Source organism: Sebaldella termitidis ATCC 33386 (genome assembly GCF_000024405.1).
Classification (GTDB): domain Bacteria; phylum Fusobacteriota; class Fusobacteriia; order Fusobacteriales; family Leptotrichiaceae; genus Sebaldella; species Sebaldella termitidis.
In genome coordinates, this window is the sequence record NC_013517.1 from 1,438,392 (window position 1) to 1,455,845 (window position 17,454).

A 17,454-nucleotide genomic window follows, 5' to 3' on the forward strand; every position below is an offset into this window, starting at 1 on the left:
AGTTTTTTATAATACAGATATAAAAAAAGCAAAACTCATTCAGATTTGTTGAGCTCTCCCCATTTACACATTTCCTCCATAAGAGGAAACAGCGAGCGGCCTTTCTGAGTCAGACTATATTCAACCCTGGGAGGAATCTGAGGATATTCCTTACGTATGATTAAGCCGTCTTTTTCCAGATCTTTCAGCTGACTGCTTAACATTTTGTGGGAAATAGAACCGATAAGACGTTTTAATTCATTATATCTGACAGTATTAACTTCAAACAGCCAGTACAGTATAATCATCTTCCATTTGCCGCCTATAATCGAAAGTGTATATCCGAACGGGGTATCGTGTAAATTTTTGATGTTTTTGAAATCTTTCATACTCATTTAAACTCTCCTTTTGGTAAGTATGTAACAAAAAAGTGCGTACTTTAATATTCTTTTTTTATATTGTACAATATGAATAATAGATAGTAAAGGAGGAAAAGAGATGAATAAGTGTAAAATTGAAGTTTTAAAAACAACATTTGATGAAGAATTAGCCAAAGAATACGGGTGTAAGGGGCTTGGAAAATGTCCGATGCACAAAGTCGGAGATATTTTTTACGGTGATTACGCCAAACCGGAAGGATTATGCGATGAAGCATGGAAGGCGATGTACCAGTATGTTTTTTCTATTTCTCACGGTAGCGGAATATTTTATTACGGAGATTGGATTGATAAGCCGGGTATTGCTGTCTGCAGCTGTAATGACGGTCTTAGACCTGTTATTTTCAAAATTTCGGCAACTGATGAAGAATCTAAAATAGATTATGTGCCTGTAAAAGAGTAAGCATTTATTTTTATAATACTGATAATGCATTCCTTTACCGGTAATTGACAGTTCTGCCATAAAAATTATAACACGACTCTGGCGGCAGATCAAAATAAAAATGTCCTAAATAAAAACCCTGTAAGATACTGTTATATGAAAGCTGGCAGAAATCATATATTTGTATCTTACAGGGGAGAGTCAGGATATCTTTTGAAATCCTGTTTGTGGTTTATGATAAATTCTTTTTTGTCAGCAAGATTAGCTACTAATAATCTCTGATTGTGAAAAGAACAATATCCATGTAATCTTTGGGATTGGCAATATCAAGTGAAAGCTTCAGAAAATTTTTGTTTTTTCTGTGTTTTTTTAATAATTCATCCTGAATACCATACTGTTTGTTAAGGGTTTCTCTTTTCATATTCTGATGTAATAAATTAATTGTGTCTCTGCATTCATTTATTGTTTTAAAAAAATTGTCTATATTGAAAATATTTAATTTTATAATCATAATACATCCTCCATTCAAAAAGCTTTCGGACGATAACTTAATGTGTTACATTTTTAGGTTTACTCATCGTCCTTACAAGTATATTGTAACAAAAACATTTTTGAATGAATATCTTATTTCTGCCCTTATATATCATTATTCTGCCATTTTTGCCGGTATTCTGCCGGGGAATATCCAAAATGCTCACGGAAAACTTTTCCGAAATAACTGTTGCTTCCCAGTCCGCAGGCATGACCGACAGATGAAATTGCCTCTCTGCTTCCTATTAACATATTGCATGCCATTTGAAGACGGTAATTTTTTATAAATTCTGTCGGTGTAGTATGCAGACGTTCGTGAAATATTCGAAAACACTTTCGTTCGCTGATAAATGCATAGTTTGCAATTTCAGATACAGAAATTTTTTCCATATAATGTTCATAGATGTATATCATCATCATTTTTAATTCGTCATTTGTTTTATCATAAGTTCCTTTTTCTTTTAACAGCGGTTCTGAGAATAAAAAAAGCCGGCTCCATATTTCTGATAAAGCTGAACGTAATCTCAATTCATAAGCATAGCTGTCATTTTTTATATTAAAGGACTCGCGAATCATACTTAATACATCAGAGTGTTCAGGATTATCGGGATAGAATGCCAATGCTTCTATTTGCGGGGCTGTAATAAAGGGGATGATAAATTTTTGCTCTATTTTACTCCCTGATTGTCCCCCTATAAAGGAAGTATCGAATATATGCAGCAGCTGAACTGTATTATTTACCTTTTCTTGTGTTTTGGTCATGTGCAGTACATTAGAATTGATGATCCCGCCTGATCCTGCCGGAAACACAATTTTTTTCTCTGGTGTATAATATTCCAGAACCCCGCTTCTTATATAAAATAATTCAACTTCTTTATGCCAGTGCCAGGGAACAAAACGGCCTGCATGCTTGTCTAATTCGACAAAAGAAGCAATATAAGGAAAATCCGGAGTAAGACCGGGTAATAATTCCTCTTTGCTTCCATCTCTAAATTTTACACTACATATATTTTTCAAAGGAACAGCACCTCCTTTTGTGTACTTTATTTTATTCAAATTCAAAATGAGAATCCCGCATATATTTTAACAGGATTATTTTGGCTTATATCTGTTTTGAAATTCATGTTTTGCAATATGGGAATATTTTATAATAAAATCACTCTTAGCAGCAGTATAGGCATCTCTGTTATGCCTGAATTCTTTTTGCAGTATTATTTTCAAATATCCGTAGTCAGCAGCAGTAGCAGGGTGTTTTAGAAGATAATCCCTGAAATATAATTCGTTCCAATTGCCGAGATATCTGACATGAAGGTGATAAACTTTTTCAGCAAATCCTTCTGGAGTATAACCTTTGCACAATTCCCACTGGGGAGGATTATTTTTATGCATCATAAGGGTCCAGCCGTTTGCTTTCAGGTCATTGATTACGTGCGTAATATTACAGCATCCGTCAAGCTCCAGCAGTATATCCACTGTAGGCTTGGCAATAAGACTTTTGACAGCAGTACTGCCAATATGGTTAATCCGTGCAATATCAGAAGCTTTTATATGATTGAGGATGTTTTGTTTTTCTGCCCCGAACCAATTCCTATATTCCGGATTATAATCTTTCAAAATTATGGGAAACAGCTCCCATAGTTCTTCCAATGACATTTCGGATAATTGTTTTTTCAAATTTAATACTCCTGTTATAAATTATTTTTTATATTATATCATATTGTAAAATATAGTGCTTTAGAAAAATATTAGAAAAACTGAATCCTTATATTACAGAATTCAGTTCCTTTATTTTAGATATATTATTGAAATAAAATTGGAGTATACATTTATAATTAATCATTATTAACGGGTAATCCAAAGTACATCATTTCCCAGATACCTGTTTCAGAAACCTCATCGGTCAGATTGTTATTTTCAAAGCTTTTTATTGTAACATTACCGGAAAATCTTAGGTATGCACCGTCTTTAGCATCATGAAAGCGATTACGGACTATAATGTCCTGATTTTCAAGAGAGATCATAAATTGTTTATCCCCCTCTTTATAGGAACATTCAAGCAGGTTACCGTATGGCTTGCCGGTTTCCTGATCAATTTGCAGGTCCTTTTCTGTCAGCCGCAGAAGCTGTCCGTTATCAGCTATGATTTTTCCGTCTTTAGCCAGAAGAAAATCAAATGCCGGGGCATATCCATACTCTTTTTCACTATATACACAAGCTAGCACAAAAAAGTAATCTCCTATCTTTCCGCGACCCCAGTACCAGTGATGAATTATTTCAGAAAGTATACATGTTCCCCAGTTATGATCATGGTATCCAATACCGTTTAAAACTTCTTTTTCACCGTTTTTATTCAGGGTAACAGTGGTTTTTCCGTTAGGAACGGCTATAAGCCAGTTAAATTCTTTATCATTATAACGTCTGATTCCAGTTTTTGATCTCCAAGAAACAAGAGAATTTTTTAATTCTACGTCACAAGAAAAATCCTCAAATTCAACATGAATTTTATAATTTGAAAGATCACCGGAAAAATAGTTTTTACCTATATGAACATCGCATTTTTCTTTGGAAGCAGAGAACTCGGATACGGGAAATTTCATTCCCAGTCTTACAACATCATTTTTCCCGTCCGGTCTTGTAAGATTAAAATCTACCATTGGAACAAGACCTTTTACCGGATTTGTATAATGTTTCGTAAAAAAGGTAATTACAAGTTTAGATTTATCTTCAAGCTCAGTATCAAAATACCACCATTCAAATTCAGAAGTATCAGGATTGGTTCTGAGTCCGTCTTCCCATTCTTCGACTTTTTCTTTTGAAAGACCGAGTTTTTTATAATCTGCATCACTTTGCAGCAAAGAAACCGGCAGTGTTTCATTTTCGTTGATCATAAAAATTACCTCCTCAAAATAATTATAATATAGTTTATCAATATAAATTCCAAAATAAAGATATTTAATTTTGGAATAGTAAATAAAAGAATGAAATGTATATATCAGTATGGATAAATTAATTATATAACCAATAGATTAATTTGTCAATTGTTTAATAACTGATATATCCGATTAAAAAAGAAATTCTGTGGATTTTTCAGAAAAGAAGAGATTTTTATATTAATCTGGTATATTTTTTGAGTTCTTTTATCCAGACTGCTTGAAACAGAATTTGGAATATGGTATAAAGAGGTAATATTACTTTTATAAAATAATAATAACATAAACTGAACAATGGCTGACTGCCGGCATATCTGCTGAAAAACAGATACGATAACTTTTAGCAGAAAAATAAAAATAATAAGGAGTCCGATTATGAAAAAAATGATAGCTGTATTATTTTATATTTTGTTTTTTGCTGTATATCCATGCAAACCTTTGATAACTGATTATCTGGAAAAGGCAGGCATAGCGCCGGACAGTAAAAATCTGGTGCTGTATAATGATTCAATAGAAAATTTTGATTCAAATCTTATATTTAAGCTTAATGATAAGCTGTATATCTATGGGGAAGAATTTATGTCTGTTAATGACAAAACTTACAGATATCTGGGTAACGGATATTATAAAAATGACGGAACAGTGTATTTTTTTCGTCAGAAAACGGCTGAAATCAAAGACAGTGATAAAGTGAGAACATCCGTGAAAACTGAAGAAGTGGATAAATTCAAAGGGACAAGCTGTGACGGGCAGTTTCATGAGTATTTTTATTTTCTCGAAATCAATAATACAAAATATGAAAATGGAGAAAAGAAGAGTAATTTTGTAACTTCATTATTTAATAAGATTCTTGGAATTTTTAGAAGACAATAACGGCTGCTTAAAAATATAATGTAAAAATTTTTGAAAATAAAATTAGATGTAATTCATAAAAGATAGCGGAAAATAATCAAAAATATGAAAGTATAAAAAATTTCCGCCATATTGACATAAAGGGTATTTGATGTTAAAATCATAATAAATAATATTACCACCGACTCATTTCGGCTAAAGAAGAAAATTCCATGCTGATCTGAGCAGGGTATATCTGGAAACGGATGTGCCTCCCAGTGCGGAAAGGTCGGCTTCTTGTTAAACTATGTTTGACGCTTTTTTCGTACAGGAAAGCGTTTTTTTGTTGTCTGAAATTTTATATTTAGCTCTGATTTATAGAGGTTAGGGTTTTGAGATAAATACTTATCCTAAACAATAGTAAAATATATATCTAATATTTAATTTTTTGTATTTTAATAAAAAAAGAAAGCCCAAAAACAAATGAATGTCCAAATTCATAAATTCTTACTATTTTTCGTTATGCCCAAATGAAAAATAGGCTCCTAACCTCTATAAATCAGACTTAAATTAATAGCGCAGTATTCTGGAAATGAGTACTGCTTTTTTATTTGAAAATTTTCATGTCAAAAATATCGGAAGATGTTCACACAAAGTTCACAAAGATGGTGTATTATGAAATCAGGATAAACCGACAAAGGAGGAATTAGTATGAAAAAGATAATGTTAGTTATGCTGGTGGCAATAGGTCTGTTTAGTCTGAAAAATGTATATAGCGGTGAAGGAAAAGATGCGATTAAGGAATTCAAGCATGCTATGGAAACTGAAAATATAGAGGCTCTGGATGAATTTCTGAGATTATAGATATTGGTATGGTAAGGCAGCTTACAGAAAATTTATATTCTTTCTAACAGGATATAAAATTATGTAATCTGCCTCTTTAGATTATTAGACTATTTTTAGGTTTTCAATTCTGTTTCGGATAATTTCTTCTATTGAAACTGAAAAATTCAGAAGCTTTACCATTTCATAAAGGTAAGAATCCAGATCAATTTTTTGATAATCATCATTTGAAAGATATTCGGCTAATATTTTTGACTGATTTGAAAAAATAATCAAAAGTGAATATAATTCCTGAAAATAAAAAGGACGGTTTTTATCTATGATTTCGGAAAATACTGAGCTGTACGATTTTAAGAGATTATACTCATTCTTAAGCGCTTTATTCGCTTCCGAACAGTCATTATCAGTACTGTTTAGTTCTGTCAGATGATCCTGAATATTATGAAAAGATTTTGTGATATTGGAAATTTCGAGCCATATTTTTTTATAAAGTTCAAATTCTGTATCAAACTGTGTTTTATGGACAAAATTCATTCTTTCTATGCTTCCGCTCAATCTTGTTATTTCTTTGTCAAATTCATTTTTTTGTCTTGTAAGATTTCTGTCATGCTCTTCTTTTTGGAGATTCAGTTTTTTATTTTGTTTATATGCAATAATACTGAGAAAAACTGCTGTTGCCGATGAGATGAAAACAGATAAAATGCTGACCAGATATGTCAAAGAAAATTCTTTCATAAAAAACCTCCCTGTAAAGTGAATGAAAATCAAGTATTCTAACCTGACTATACTATTAAAATCATAACATATAAATAAAAAAAATATAAGTGGAAATATTATAATGCCTGATATATAAGGGTTACAGACTGTGAAACAAGAAATATGTTTACAAAATACGAAAAATATTATAAAATTAGAGATAGTTATGAAGACATGGTTTTAATTGTTTTATGGTGTAAAATTAACATTAGGAGGAGAAATGAAAAAAGTAATACTGTTTTTAGGGATATTCTTTATGAGTTTTTTAGGGTATTCTGAGAATTTTAAAGGAACAGACAAAGAATTTATGGAGATATTCAATCCCAATTTTGATACATTTACTAAAAAAGACGGAAGTGTATATACAGGAAAAATAGAAGTTACAAGAAGTGCTACAGGAAAGCCCTGGTTTGTAATGGATATAAAGGACGGTAAGAAAAACGGAAAAGTAGTCTTTTATTTTCAGGATGGTAAAATGAAATCCGAATCAAATTATGACAGAGGAAGAATAACAGGAAAGTATGTTTTTTATGATGGAAAAGGGAAGGTTCTATATGAGACAACCCTGAAAAACGGTACCGGTCAGACAAAGGATTATACTGAAGACGGAAAGCTTACTCTTGTAATAGATTATGTAAACGGAGTAAAAGAAGGAAAAGTAACAACATATAATTTAGACGGTACAGTGAAGAATGTGACATACTATTCTGACGGGAGAGAAGATGTTGCTCCGGATGCAGTTCCTGTGTCAGTACCAGCCACTGTAAAAGCAAATACGGAAAAGAAGGCAGTACTTTTGGAAATAAAAGCAAAGATGATAAACATAGAAAAAGAGCTGTATGCTGATTACTATAATTTATTTACACCGGTAAAATCGAAAATTTAGATAAAAATAAAAGGAGTATGTCAGTATTCCTTTTTATTTTAACGTTTAATATCACATCTGAGAGGAAGAAAAAGATTTATGAAAAAAATTTTTGTAACAATATTTACATTATTAATGTTTTTGGGCTGTTCAATTCAGAAAGGTACTTTTATTCTGGATAATCCTACAGATACGGCAATTAAAACAAAGGTTGACGGAAAAGAATATAATCTGGGGGCCGGAGAATATGAAAAGCTGGTTTTAAAGCCCGGTAAGCATACATTAACAGATGCTTACGGAAAAGAGCTGTCCTTTATTGTATATGCAGATTCAAGCGGGGGAGTAATCAATCCTTCAAGAAGTAATTATATATATGTAAGTATGGCTTATGCCGCCGAAGGAGCCGGTGATTCATTCAGACCCGCTGGTGAAGATGTAATATTAGACGGGCTGAAATATGAAGGTCCTTTTGGAATGACAGATGATCTGATTATTGATAAAAATCTCAGAAACTGGAAATATGATATACACACTCCATTTCCGGAGAAGATTTATACAAGCGACAGAAACAGCAAAGGGAATATTTTTACTAAAATTTTTACACAAAAGGAGTTTCTGGACTTTATGACAGAGATGGGAGTTCAGGGGATACCGGCAGATGAAGGGGAAATGAAGAAAACAGCGGAAGTGCCTGCTGTTCCGGAGTATAAAGTACCTCCTTTTAAGAATCCTGATGTAAAAAAGTATGCTGAAGAAATGGTTGCTCTGGATAAAGCATACGCAACAGCAGAAAAGGCCGGGGAACAGAAAAAAATAATGTCAGAATATAAAAAAGCATGGAAAAATTATGTTCAGGCTTCTATGAAGGATAATTCGGATCTGGAGCTTCTCAATGAGCTGAAATTTAATAATCTGGGAAGAGGTGTTCTGGTAACAGAGTAAATTGAAAAAGAATTTTTTATATGATAAAATGAATGAAAAATTTAAATGATTTTTTGTATGTTTTTTATTATTGAGAGGTGCTTTATGAATTTTGAAAAAAAAGTAGTAATAGTAACCGGAGCAGGAGAAGGAATCGGAAGAGCGGCAGCAGAAAAGTATGGAGAAAGCGGAGCATATGTGGTTGTTGCTGATATTAACAGAGAAGCCGGCGAAGAAACAAGGGATTTTATAATAAAAAAGAAGGGTAAGGCTGTTTTTATAAAAACTGATGTTGCCAAGGAGGAAGACTGCAGGAGGCTTGCCGAAGAAACTGTAAAAGAGTATGGGAAAATAGATATACTGATTAATAACGCAGGTATAGCCGATGCTAAAAAAGCCGGAATTTTTGGTGAAGGAATGGAAGAATTTGACAGAGTCATAAGTGTAAATCTGAGAGGTACATTTATGTGTTCTAAATATTGTGTGCCTTTTATGAAGCCGGGCAGCAGTATAGTCAATATATCGTCGACAAGGGCTTTTATGTCAGAGCCTGAAACAGAAGCTTATTCAGCTTCAAAGGGAGGAATTGCCGCTCTGACTCATTCCATGGCAGTGTCTCTTAGTGAGAAAAATATAAGGGTTAACAGCATAAGCCCGGGCTGGATTGATGTATCAGGATGGAAAAAGGGCAGCGGAAAAGAAGAGGTTCTTACAGAAGCCGAGCATAAGCAGCATCCTGCCGGAAGAGTCGGTAAGCCGGAGGATATTGCAGCAGCCTGTTTTTATCTGACTGGAGAGGAAGCCGGCTTTGTTACCGGGACAAACCTGAATGTTGACGGCGGAATGACTGTGAAAATGATTTATGTATAGTTAAGATTTTAGATATATTCAGAGGAGGTAATGAATGAAAAAGTTTTTTTTATTTTTTTTTATCAGTATTTTTATGTTCACAGCTCAGAGTAATCAGCGGGATCTGATTACACAGGAGATGAAAAATTTCGGCATAAAGCAGAAATCAATTGATTTATACTGGAAAACCAAAGAATTTACAGTTCCTGACAAGGAATATGAGAAAACGCTGAATAAAGCTATAGAAGCTGATCCGAGAAATTATTTTGCGCTGGATGATATGGGAGTTCATTACAGACGTTCGAATAATCCGGATAAAGCAATAGAGTATTATAAAAAATCTATTGCGGTAAATCCGAATAATCCGTTTCCATATTTTAATGCCGGTGTAGCATATATGTATAAAAAAGATTTTGTAAATGCTGAAAGGATATACAAGCAGCTGATTACGGCTATTCCTGACTATCCTGAAGGATACTACGGACTGGGGCAGGTTTATCTGAATATGGAAAATTATGCAAAAGCTCTGGAATTTATACAAAAGGCAAAGGAAAAATACAAGAATCTGGATACTAAAAAATATTTTGAGGAAGCTGCAAAAAAAGATATGTATATTGCAGACTGTAATTATTTGGAGGGACAGATAAATTACAGAATGAAAGATTATCAAAAGGCTGTTGACGGTTTTTTTGATTCATTTGAGGATATGAAAGCTATAAGATATTATGCTCTTTCTGATTTTGCCACGCTTGCATATTTTGCAAATGAAGGATTAAAAGGAACAAACCCGAAACAATATGATAAAAATCTTAAAAAATTTGAAGCTGCGGGTATAAAAATGAAGCGGTAATATAATGGAGAACAGTCTGATAAAGCGATTCAGACTGTTTTTTGATATCAAAATTATAAAAATAAAAGTTTGATATTTTGAAGGAAATATAATAGAATTAGAAGATAGAGATATTTTAAAAATAATACATAAAGAATGAAAAGAGGGAATATGAATATAGAAATAAAGAAACTGTCATTTAAGGATTACGTTATCAGCAGGGTAGAGATGGAAAAGATAAAGCTGCTTATTTCTCTGGGTGTTATCTGGGCTTATGTTATTTATGACATGGAGAGTAAGGGAAACGGGGCAGGCTTGCAAACTATACTGAAAGAATATACATTACCTGCACTTGTTCTTTCTTTAGGGATAAATATATTTGTTTATCTGGTGGTGTACTTTTTTTCCTATAAAAAGGCACTGAAAGAGAGCGGAGTTATCAAGGCACAGGTGACAGATAATTATTTGAAAAATTTCTATTTTTTTGGTGATAAATCAAAGCAGGCAATGAGAAAATACAGCGAATTTAATAAAATATACGAGAGAAGAAGCGGCTTTTATTTTAATTTAATCGGAAGAATTACTTTTTTTATACCTAAAAAAGGAATGACAGATGAAGAAGTGGAGTATGTTTCCTCTGTAATCAGCAAGAATAACAAAGCAGCCAAAGCAAAACAGACTAAACCTAAAAAGAAAAAGTAAGATTCCGTTGTTTTATATACAGGAGGTCTTTTATTATGGGTACTTTATTAAAAAAACTAGATTCTAAAGCAAATAACAACATGGTGATTTTTAACATGCCGCCGGAATTCGAACCGGTGGAAAGAAATTTACATAAAGATATACATATTTATAAAAGCAATACTGCGATAAAAACTGAATTTATACTTATTTTTATAAAAACAAAGGCTGAACTAGAGCATTTTACCAAACATAACAGAAGTTATTTGTTAAGTTTTTCTGATGGTCTTATTTGGTTTGCGTATCCTAAAGAGAATTCCGAAAAATATGGGAAAAAATCAGATATTTCCAGAGACAGAGGCTGGGAGCCGCTTATGAATCTGGGATATAAGGGAGTCAGAATAGTATCGATAGATAATGACTGGACTGCTTTTCGGGTTAGAAAAGAAGAGTATATAATAAAACAGAGGAAGGCATAAGGAGAAGCATGAAAAAGATTTTAGTTTTACTATTATTTTTACAGACATTTTTTATATCTGTTTCGGTTACAAAGAAATCAATATCGGCGGAAGACTGGCTTTCAAGCTGGAATAATGAAATGAAAATCAAAATAGTTAATTACATAGATATGGTAACTGATCCGAAAAATCCGGGTTTTATACCAGAAAGTGAAAGATTTGCCGTATTTGACAATGATGGTACGCTTTGGGCAGAACAGCCCACTGTAGAAGAGCTGTTTATAATATATTATGCAAAAAAAATGACAGAAAAAAATCCTTCATTAAAAAACAAACATCCTTTTAGCAGGATAAATGATTTTTACAGTAACGGGAAGTTTGTAATAAAAGATAGAAGAATATTTGACGAGCTTGTGGGAATAGTACATGAGGGAATGACAAATAAAGAATTTCAGAAAACAGCGGAAGATTTTTTCAGAGAAACAAAATATCCCGGTCTGAATGTTCCTTTAGAAAAAATCGTTTACCAGCCTCAGCTGGAATTAATGGACTACCTGAGAAAAAACGGATTCAAGGTATACATTTGTTCAGGAGGAGAGACAGATTTTATGAGGGTAATTTCTGAAAAATACTATGGGATATCCAAAGAACAGGTAATAGGAAGTGAGCTGGTTTTTGAGTATAATGAAAATACAAATATTATGGTAAGAAGATCAAAGCTGTATACTGATAATAACGGAAGGGCAAAGGCAGAAAATATTTATCACAGATTAGGAAGACCGGCGGTTTTTGCTGTAGGGAATGTACGTTCAGGCGGCGATATTTATATGCTGAGATATAGTCAGGCATCGGAATATCCGTCGTTTCAGCTTCTTATAGATCATGATGATGAAAAAAGAGAATTTTTATATACCGAAGCTGATAATATATCCCTTAAGTGGGCAGAAAAATATAACTGGAATGTAGTGAGCATGAAGAAAGACTGGAAACAGATATTTCCCAAATAGATATTTAAAAATTTACATATTTTATTATAGTCTTGTTTGAAAGAGGTGTTATTATGAATAAGAAACTGTTAGAATTTAAGCATGAAGAAATAACATTAACAGAGGCGGCAAACAGGTACGGCGATCAGGTAAAGGGGATATGGACATTTGATACATGGGCTAAGGGACTTGAAGATGAAATTAAGGGAATTACTTTTTATGTTTATAAAGATCATATAATTATTGATTATATAGACTTAAATCCTGAGGGAAGCAGGGTAGAGGGATATGTTTTCGAAAAAGGTATTACTGTGGAGGGCAGTATCTATAACGAGGCAGATGACTTCGGAATAGCTTTTATCTCTCTGGGAGATGTATATGCCAAGAATATATATCTGGGAGGCGGTGACTTCTATGTAGACGGAAATGTCGAAGTGGAGGAAATTGCCGGCGGCAGATATGACCACAGCAATATGCGTGTGGAAAGAAGTCTGAAATGTAAGGTCTTGCTTATAGATGACTATAATATTTCAATAGGCGGGAAATTCGAGGGTATGTACCCCATTCAGCAGTATGGATATCTGGAAGTCATGGGAAGAGAATATCCGATGGATAATCTTGATCTGAAAGATCTGCTGAAGGAAGAGGTAGTTATCATTGAAGACGGAGAGTCTGTTCTTCTTGATCACAGAGTTATCAGCCTTCTTGAAGAAGGAAAGAGCATTTTAAAAGAAAAATAGTATAAAAAGATTTTATATACGGGGATGAATATCCCCTTTTTTTATGAGAAAATAAAAGCTGTATCAAATTTTTTGATACAGCCGGTTTTTGGGAAATTTATAAATCTAAAGAATTTTCTACAATTTTTAGTATGACATCTACGGCTTTTTCCATTGACTGAACAGGTATATATTCAAATCTGCTGTGAAAATTATGTCCACCTGTAAAAATATTAGGACAAGGAAGCCCCATATATGAAAGTTTTCCGCCGTCTGTTCCGCCCCGGATAGCTTGTATCAGAGGTTTTACACCTGCATCCTTCATTGATTTTTCTGCAAGATCAACAATATACATTACAGGCTCAATTTTTTCTTTCATGTTATAATATGAATCTGTAACTTTAACATTGATCCAGTTCCCGTTGTATAATTTATTTATATATCCTGCAATTCTTGCGGCTTCGCTTTTTTTATGTTCAAATTTTATTTTGTCATGATCTCTTATAATATATTTTAATGTGCTGTTTTCAGTAGTTCCGTTCATTTCTATCAGATGATAGAAGCCTTCGTATTTTTCAGTATATTCAGGTCTTTCAAATGAAGGAAGACTGTTATGAAAATGTATCCCAAGCTCCAGTGCATTGATCAGCTTGTCTTTAGCACTTCCCGGGTGGACATTTCTTCCCGTGATCTGTACTTCCAGTGTAGCAGCATTAAAATTTTCATATTCCAGTTCTCCGATCTCCCCGCCGTCAAGCGTATAGGCAAAATCTGCCGCAAAATCTTCTACATCAAATAAATCGGCACCTCTGCCTATTTCTTCATCGGGAGTAAAGCCTACACATATTGTTCCGTGTTCTATTTCAGGATGTTTTTTCAGATAAGCCACAGCTGTAATTATTTCAGCAATTCCCGCTTTATCATCAGCTCCCAGAAGAGTAGTACCGTCGGTTACAATAATGTCATTTCCCACATAGTTAAGAAGTTCCGGAAAATCTGAAGTTTTCATAGTATATTCTGAATTCAGCGGAATATCCTTCCCGTTATAATTTTAGATAATAACAGGCTTTACATTCTCACCAGTAATATCTGTAGCAGTATCCATGTGTGCAATAAAACCTATAGAGGGGACTTTTTTTTCTGTATTGGAATAAAGCTTTCCGGTAACATAACCGTTTTTGTCCATTTTTACGTCATCAAGACCGATTTCCTCAAGCTCTTTTACCAGAAGCTTTGCCAGAACAAGCTGTCTTTCAGTGCTTGGACAAGTTTCGCTATTTTCATCCGATGTTGTGTAGATCTTTGCATAGTTTATAAATCGTTCATGTACTTTCATTTTGGTTTCTCCTTTTTGATGTTATTTTCACGGACTAAACAGAAGACTCACATAGGGTCACAGACTGTTTAGTCTTTGGTTTATTTATATCTGAAAAATTATAGAAACTATTTTCCAGCTTTGTATGTTTCATAAAATTCTTTGTTGGCAATTCTGTAAACTTCGCTGTAATCAAGAGGAGAAACAAGAAGATCCCCTTTTTTTACTGTCATTTCCTCTCCCCATGAAGTCTCTATGGAAAAATCAATACCATCCACTCCGAGTCTCTTTGTAAGGGCACTGTCTACTTTAACTGCTTTGACTTTACCCAGAGGCTGATAAATATTCCATTTTGAATCCAGCTTTTTCAAATATTTGTATCTTTTTTCAAATTTTTCTTTTGTAAGTATGTACATTTCTTTTGCATCAGTGGTATTCTTAACTACGAAATCACCTTCGCCGGCAGTATTCTGTGTTTCATAACCGTCTGCGGTATAAGTCTTTATGATTTCTCCCGGAACAGCCTTTCTGGCATAAATCACCTTAAATTTTTCATAAGTCTTTGCTTTTTGAAGAACAGGCTTCATATCCTCAAGCAGAAGTTTCTGCGGAATAATAACAGAAGCTGAGATTGAGATAAGTGATAAAAGCGAAAACAACATAATAATTATTTTTTTCATGATACCTCCTAAAATATTTCAATTAATAAAATTAAAGTTTCAGATATAAATACCTCTAAAAAAGGATTAGTCAATGGGAAGCCAGTCAATTACTTCTTTTATGGCATTATCCCAAAATCCCCATTCGTGTTCGCCGGGCCCTTCTTTGTATGTAAGCGGAAGCTTTAGTTTTTGTACAAGATCTCTGAATCTGACATTGTCATCATATAAAAAATCTTCAGTACCGCATGTCTGGTAAAGCTTTGGAAGAATAACACCATTCTCGGCATGCTTCTTTATAAGATAAAAAAGGTCATTGTCAGTATTTTCCAGTGTTTCCATATCACCATAGATACTTTTAGTATTAAAGCCATTTTTAGGGCCTTCTATAAAGAGATGGTTTATATCAAGGGCACCGGACAAACTCGCTGCAGCCGCAAAGGATTCAGGCTTTAGAAGAGCAATTTTGAAGCTGCCGTATCCGCCCATAGAGTGCCCGGCAATAAAATTATCCTCTCTTTTATCAGAAAGAGGGAAAATATTTCTGATAAATTGAGGAATTTCCTCACTAATGAATGTAAAATATTTATGTCCGTATTCCATATCGGTATAAAAACTGTGGTCTGCCGAAGGCATAACTACAGCAAGATTCTTTTTTAATGCATAACGCTCTATACTGGTATATCTCATATATGCAGAATAATCATTTCCTAAGCCGTGAAGGAGATAGAGAGTTTTCAGATTTTTATTAAACTGCCCGGTAAAAATTTTGTCACTTTCAGGGATAATAACGTTAACATTCGTACGCATACCAAGGCATTTTGAGTTAAAATTTAGCTGGATAAAAGACATTGTAAAACCTCCCGATAGTTTTATAGCTTTATTATAATACAGTATATTCAAAAAGACAAATATATTAATGTGAAAATATATTTATATTTAATTTCTAAAATTTTAAAAATATAGATGAAAATGAAAAGTCAAGAAGAAATACTTGACAAAATTTTGGTGATATGGTATTATGACAAGGATTCACATGTGATAAAAAATAAAGAAAGGAGAGACTAGCCATGAAAAAGCCTAGTGTAAAAACAATAAAAAGTGTAATAACAAACAGAGTAAAGACAGACAGCTTCATGTTAGTCATGCTCTCATACATATAGACAGGGCTGTATTTCCCTGTTTGAAAACAGGAAAAGCAGAAACCGGCAAATAAATAGTAAGGTGCTTACCTTACTTTTTTTGTGCAAAAAAATAAAATAACAGGAGAAAAAAATGATAGAAATAAGAGGAAAGTATAATGAGGCAGCTGCCTATACTGATATAATAGAGGAGCAATGTTTATCACAGATTTACAGAATGTGCAAACAAAAAATATTTAAAGATACAATAATAAAAATAATGCCCGACACACATGCAGGAAAGGGGAGCGTAGTCGGCTTTACATGTGCAGGTCTTGATTATGTGATACCTAATATAATAGGCTCGGATATCGGGTGCGGAATGGAAGTTACCGAGCTGGGAGAATGTGAAATAGATTTTGAAAAGCTGGACAGTTTTATAATAAATAATATTCCTTTTTCTGTAAATATTAATAAAACTGTGGATAAAGCAGTGCCAAAGGAATGGAAAAAGACATTGAAGCCGCTGACCGACAAAATAAATTATGATATAAGAAAGGCATTGAGAGCTGCAGGAAGTCTTGGCGGCGGCAATCATTTCATAGAGATAAATACAGATAAAAATAATAAGAAATATCTGGTTATTCATTCAGGGAGCAGAAAACTAGGAAATGAAACTGCGCTTTACTATCAAAGAAAAGCTGAAAAATACTGCCGGGAGATGAGAGAAAAAAATAATAAGGACAGTATATATCATATTCCAAAAGAGCTCTCGTTTTTGGAAGGTGATGCTGCTGCTGAATATCTGGAAGCAATGAAAATGGTGCAAAAATATGCAGAATTAAACAGAAAAATAATGTCCGGGAGGATTGCAGAGTTTCTTGGGATAGATTACAAAAATTCTGAAAAGTTTACTTCTGTACATAATTATTATAATTTTGAAGACAGGATAATAAGAAAAGGAGCAATTTCTGCAAAAGAAGGGGAGAAGGTAATTATTCCCCTAAATATGAGGGACGGTTCGATTCTTGCTGTGGGAAAAGGTAGTAAGGAATGGAATTATTCAGCACCGCACGGAGCGGGAAGACTTATGAGCCGCGGAGAGGCAAAGGGAAAAATCAGCCTTGAAGAATTTGAGAGAAGTATGAAAGGTATATTCACCACATCGGTAAAGAATTCTACAATTGATGAGGCACCTATGGCATATAAAACTCCGGAATCTATAATGATTTATCTGGAAGAAACTGTGGAAGTACTGGAAATAATAAAACCGCTTTATAATTTTAAAGCTTAAGTACTTTGATAAATGGAATATTTCAAGAAAATAAAAAATACACCTCTGATCGGTAAAAAACTGATTAT

20 protein-coding genes, 1 pseudogene and 1 riboswitch are annotated in these 17,454 nt (G+C 33.5%); of the genes and pseudogenes, 12 read left to right on the forward strand and 9 right to left on the reverse strand.

Going from position 1 to position 17,454, the window contains the following annotated elements; translation table 11 throughout:
• Positions 1 to 35: 35 nt before the first annotated feature.
• The gene (locus tag STERM_RS06655; RefSeq protein WP_012860813.1) at positions 36 to 374 is read right to left on the reverse strand and encodes a winged helix-turn-helix transcriptional regulator; all 339 of its coding nucleotides are present in this window, start codon (positions 372 to 374) and stop codon (positions 36 to 38) included.
• A gap of 103 nt (positions 375 to 477) precedes the next feature.
• Here STERM_RS06655 and STERM_RS06660 point away from each other — a divergent pair, with 103 nt between their 5' ends.
• Positions 478 to 819 carry a TIGR04076 family protein gene (locus tag STERM_RS06660; RefSeq protein ID WP_012860814.1) on the forward strand — a complete coding sequence of 114 codons (342 nt, stop codon included), beginning with the start codon at positions 478 to 480 and terminating at the stop codon, positions 817 to 819.
• Between the two features lie 247 nt (positions 820 to 1,066).
• On the opposite strand, the gene STERM_RS06665 is transcribed toward STERM_RS06660, so the two are convergent.
• From STERM_RS06665 to STERM_RS06680, 4 genes are all read right to left on the reverse strand, one after another.
• Positions 1,067 to 1,309, reverse strand: coding sequence for a hypothetical protein (locus tag STERM_RS06665; protein ID WP_012860815.1), 243 nt, complete (start codon positions 1,307 to 1,309; stop codon positions 1,067 to 1,069).
• 125 nt (positions 1,310 to 1,434) lie between these two features.
• Complete coding sequence (locus tag STERM_RS06670; RefSeq protein ID WP_012860816.1) at positions 1,435 to 2,346, reverse strand: AraC family transcriptional regulator; 912 nt, start codon at positions 2,344 to 2,346, stop codon at positions 1,435 to 1,437.
• A 75-nt stretch (positions 2,347 to 2,421) separates the two neighbouring features.
• Entirely contained in the window at positions 2,422 to 3,003 is a 582-nt protein-coding gene (locus tag STERM_RS06675; RefSeq protein WP_012860817.1) for a GrpB family protein, read from the reverse strand.
• Between the two features lie 158 nt (positions 3,004 to 3,161).
• Positions 3,162 to 4,217, reverse strand: coding sequence for a lipocalin-like domain-containing protein (locus STERM_RS06680; RefSeq protein WP_012860818.1), 1,056 nt, complete (start codon positions 4,215 to 4,217; stop codon positions 3,162 to 3,164).
• 417 nt (positions 4,218 to 4,634) lie between these two features.
• On the opposite strand from STERM_RS06680, the gene STERM_RS06685 reads away from it, so the two are divergent.
• Complete coding sequence (locus tag STERM_RS06685) at positions 4,635 to 5,132, forward strand: hypothetical protein (protein WP_012860819.1); 498 nt, start codon at positions 4,635 to 4,637, stop codon at positions 5,130 to 5,132.
• A 146-nt stretch (positions 5,133 to 5,278) separates the two neighbouring features.
• A riboswitch (molybdenum cofactor riboswitch) is annotated at positions 5,279 to 5,397 on the forward strand.
• Between the two features lie 404 nt (positions 5,398 to 5,801).
• Positions 5,802 to 5,954, forward strand: a complete 153-nt coding sequence (locus STERM_RS22105) for a hypothetical protein (protein WP_012860820.1) — start codon at positions 5,802 to 5,804, stop codon at positions 5,952 to 5,954.
• Positions 5,955 to 6,038: 84 nt separating this feature from the next.
• Here the strand turns inward: STERM_RS22105 and STERM_RS06690 are convergent, their stop codons facing one another.
• Positions 6,039 to 6,668 carry a hypothetical protein gene (locus STERM_RS06690; protein ID WP_012860821.1) on the reverse strand — a complete coding sequence of 210 codons (630 nt, stop codon included), beginning with the start codon at positions 6,666 to 6,668 and terminating at the stop codon, positions 6,039 to 6,041.
• Positions 6,669 to 6,909: 241 nt separating this feature from the next.
• Here STERM_RS06690 and STERM_RS21165 point away from each other — a divergent pair, with 241 nt between their 5' ends.
• From STERM_RS21165 to STERM_RS06730, 8 genes are all read left to right on the forward strand, one after another.
• A complete protein-coding gene (locus STERM_RS21165) occupies positions 6,910 to 7,575 on the forward strand; it encodes a toxin-antitoxin system YwqK family antitoxin (protein WP_012860822.1) in 666 nt (221 codons plus the stop codon).
• 78 nt (positions 7,576 to 7,653) lie between these two features.
• Positions 7,654 to 8,496: a hypothetical protein gene (locus STERM_RS06700; RefSeq protein WP_012860823.1), complete on the forward strand. Its 843-nt coding sequence runs from the start codon at positions 7,654 to 7,656 to the stop codon at positions 8,494 to 8,496.
• An 84-nt stretch (positions 8,497 to 8,580) separates the two neighbouring features.
• A complete protein-coding gene (locus tag STERM_RS06705; protein ID WP_012860824.1) occupies positions 8,581 to 9,345 on the forward strand; it encodes a glucose 1-dehydrogenase in 765 nt (254 codons plus the stop codon).
• Positions 9,346 to 9,379: 34 nt separating this feature from the next.
• A complete protein-coding gene (locus STERM_RS21170) occupies positions 9,380 to 10,174 on the forward strand; it encodes a tetratricopeptide repeat protein (RefSeq protein ID WP_012860825.1) in 795 nt (264 codons plus the stop codon).
• A gap of 150 nt (positions 10,175 to 10,324) precedes the next feature.
• Complete coding sequence (locus tag STERM_RS06715; protein ID WP_012860826.1) at positions 10,325 to 10,855, forward strand: YcxB family protein; 531 nt, start codon at positions 10,325 to 10,327, stop codon at positions 10,853 to 10,855.
• A 35-nt stretch (positions 10,856 to 10,890) separates the two neighbouring features.
• Positions 10,891 to 11,313: a hypothetical protein gene (locus STERM_RS06720; RefSeq protein ID WP_012860827.1), complete on the forward strand. Its 423-nt coding sequence runs from the start codon at positions 10,891 to 10,893 to the stop codon at positions 11,311 to 11,313.
• Positions 11,314 to 11,321: 8 nt separating this feature from the next.
• Entirely contained in the window at positions 11,322 to 12,299 is a 978-nt protein-coding gene (locus STERM_RS06725) for an HAD family hydrolase (RefSeq protein WP_012860828.1), read from the forward strand.
• A 53-nt stretch (positions 12,300 to 12,352) separates the two neighbouring features.
• On the forward strand, positions 12,353 to 13,018 hold the full coding sequence (locus STERM_RS06730; RefSeq protein ID WP_012860829.1) for a hypothetical protein: 666 nt from the start codon (positions 12,353 to 12,355) through the stop codon (positions 13,016 to 13,018).
• Between the two features lie 97 nt (positions 13,019 to 13,115).
• Here STERM_RS06730 and pepT read toward each other — a convergent pair.
• The 3 genes and pseudogenes from pepT to STERM_RS06745 form a co-directional block, all read right to left on the reverse strand.
• A pseudogene (gene pepT, locus STERM_RS06735) lies at positions 13,116 to 14,333 on the reverse strand (peptidase T).
• 107 nt (positions 14,334 to 14,440) lie between these two features.
• The gene (locus tag STERM_RS06740; RefSeq protein WP_012860830.1) at positions 14,441 to 14,992 is read right to left on the reverse strand and encodes a hypothetical protein; all 552 of its coding nucleotides are present in this window, start codon (positions 14,990 to 14,992) and stop codon (positions 14,441 to 14,443) included.
• Positions 14,993 to 15,058: 66 nt separating this feature from the next.
• Positions 15,059 to 15,823 carry an alpha/beta hydrolase gene (locus tag STERM_RS06745; RefSeq protein WP_012860831.1) on the reverse strand — a complete coding sequence of 255 codons (765 nt, stop codon included), beginning with the start codon at positions 15,821 to 15,823 and terminating at the stop codon, positions 15,059 to 15,061.
• 423 nt (positions 15,824 to 16,246) lie between these two features.
• Here STERM_RS06745 and STERM_RS06750 point away from each other — a divergent pair, with 423 nt between their 5' ends.
• A complete protein-coding gene (locus STERM_RS06750; RefSeq protein WP_012860833.1) occupies positions 16,247 to 17,386 on the forward strand; it encodes an RtcB family protein in 1,140 nt (379 codons plus the stop codon).
• Positions 17,387 to 17,454: the final 68 nt, after the last annotated feature.

Excerpts from the sequence above, each read along its gene's own strand:
- STERM_RS06705 (WP_012860824.1), top strand. The coding sequence starts at position 8,581 with ATGAATTTTGAAAAAAAAGTAGTAATAGTAACCGGAGCAGGAGAAGGA.
- STERM_RS06680 (WP_012860818.1), bottom strand. The coding sequence starts at position 4,217 with ATGATCAACGAAAATGAAACACTGCCGGTTTCTTTGCTGCAAAGTGAT.
- STERM_RS06700 (WP_012860823.1), top strand. The coding sequence starts at position 7,654 with ATGAAAAAAATTTTTGTAACAATATTTACATTATTAATGTTTTTGGGC.
- STERM_RS22105 (WP_012860820.1), top strand. The coding sequence starts at position 5,802 with ATGAAAAAGATAATGTTAGTTATGCTGGTGGCAATAGGTCTGTTTAGT.
- STERM_RS06660 (WP_012860814.1), top strand. The coding sequence starts at position 478 with ATGAATAAGTGTAAAATTGAAGTTTTAAAAACAACATTTGATGAAGAA.
- STERM_RS06730 (WP_012860829.1), top strand. The coding sequence starts at position 12,353 with ATGAATAAGAAACTGTTAGAATTTAAGCATGAAGAAATAACATTAACA.
- STERM_RS06745 (WP_012860831.1), bottom strand. The coding sequence starts at position 15,823 with ATGTCTTTTATCCAGCTAAATTTTAACTCAAAATGCCTTGGTATGCGT.
- STERM_RS21170 (WP_012860825.1), top strand. The coding sequence starts at position 9,380 with ATGAAAAAGTTTTTTTTATTTTTTTTTATCAGTATTTTTATGTTCACA.
- STERM_RS06740 (WP_012860830.1), bottom strand. The coding sequence starts at position 14,992 with ATGAAAAAAATAATTATTATGTTGTTTTCGCTTTTATCACTTATCTCA.
- STERM_RS06655 (WP_012860813.1), bottom strand. The coding sequence starts at position 374 with ATGAGTATGAAAGATTTCAAAAACATCAAAAATTTACACGATACCCCG.
- STERM_RS06685 (WP_012860819.1), top strand. The coding sequence starts at position 4,635 with ATGAAAAAAATGATAGCTGTATTATTTTATATTTTGTTTTTTGCTGTA.
- STERM_RS06750 (WP_012860833.1), top strand. The coding sequence starts at position 16,247 with ATGATAGAAATAAGAGGAAAGTATAATGAGGCAGCTGCCTATACTGAT.
- STERM_RS06715 (WP_012860826.1), top strand. The coding sequence starts at position 10,325 with ATGAATATAGAAATAAAGAAACTGTCATTTAAGGATTACGTTATCAGC.
- STERM_RS06665 (WP_012860815.1), bottom strand. The coding sequence starts at position 1,309 with ATGATTATAAAATTAAATATTTTCAATATAGACAATTTTTTTAAAACA.
- STERM_RS06690 (WP_012860821.1), bottom strand. The coding sequence starts at position 6,668 with ATGAAAGAATTTTCTTTGACATATCTGGTCAGCATTTTATCTGTTTTC.
- STERM_RS06725 (WP_012860828.1), top strand. The coding sequence starts at position 11,322 with ATGAAAAAGATTTTAGTTTTACTATTATTTTTACAGACATTTTTTATA.
- STERM_RS06720 (WP_012860827.1), top strand. The coding sequence starts at position 10,891 with ATGGGTACTTTATTAAAAAAACTAGATTCTAAAGCAAATAACAACATG.
- STERM_RS21165 (WP_012860822.1), top strand. The coding sequence starts at position 6,910 with ATGAAAAAAGTAATACTGTTTTTAGGGATATTCTTTATGAGTTTTTTA.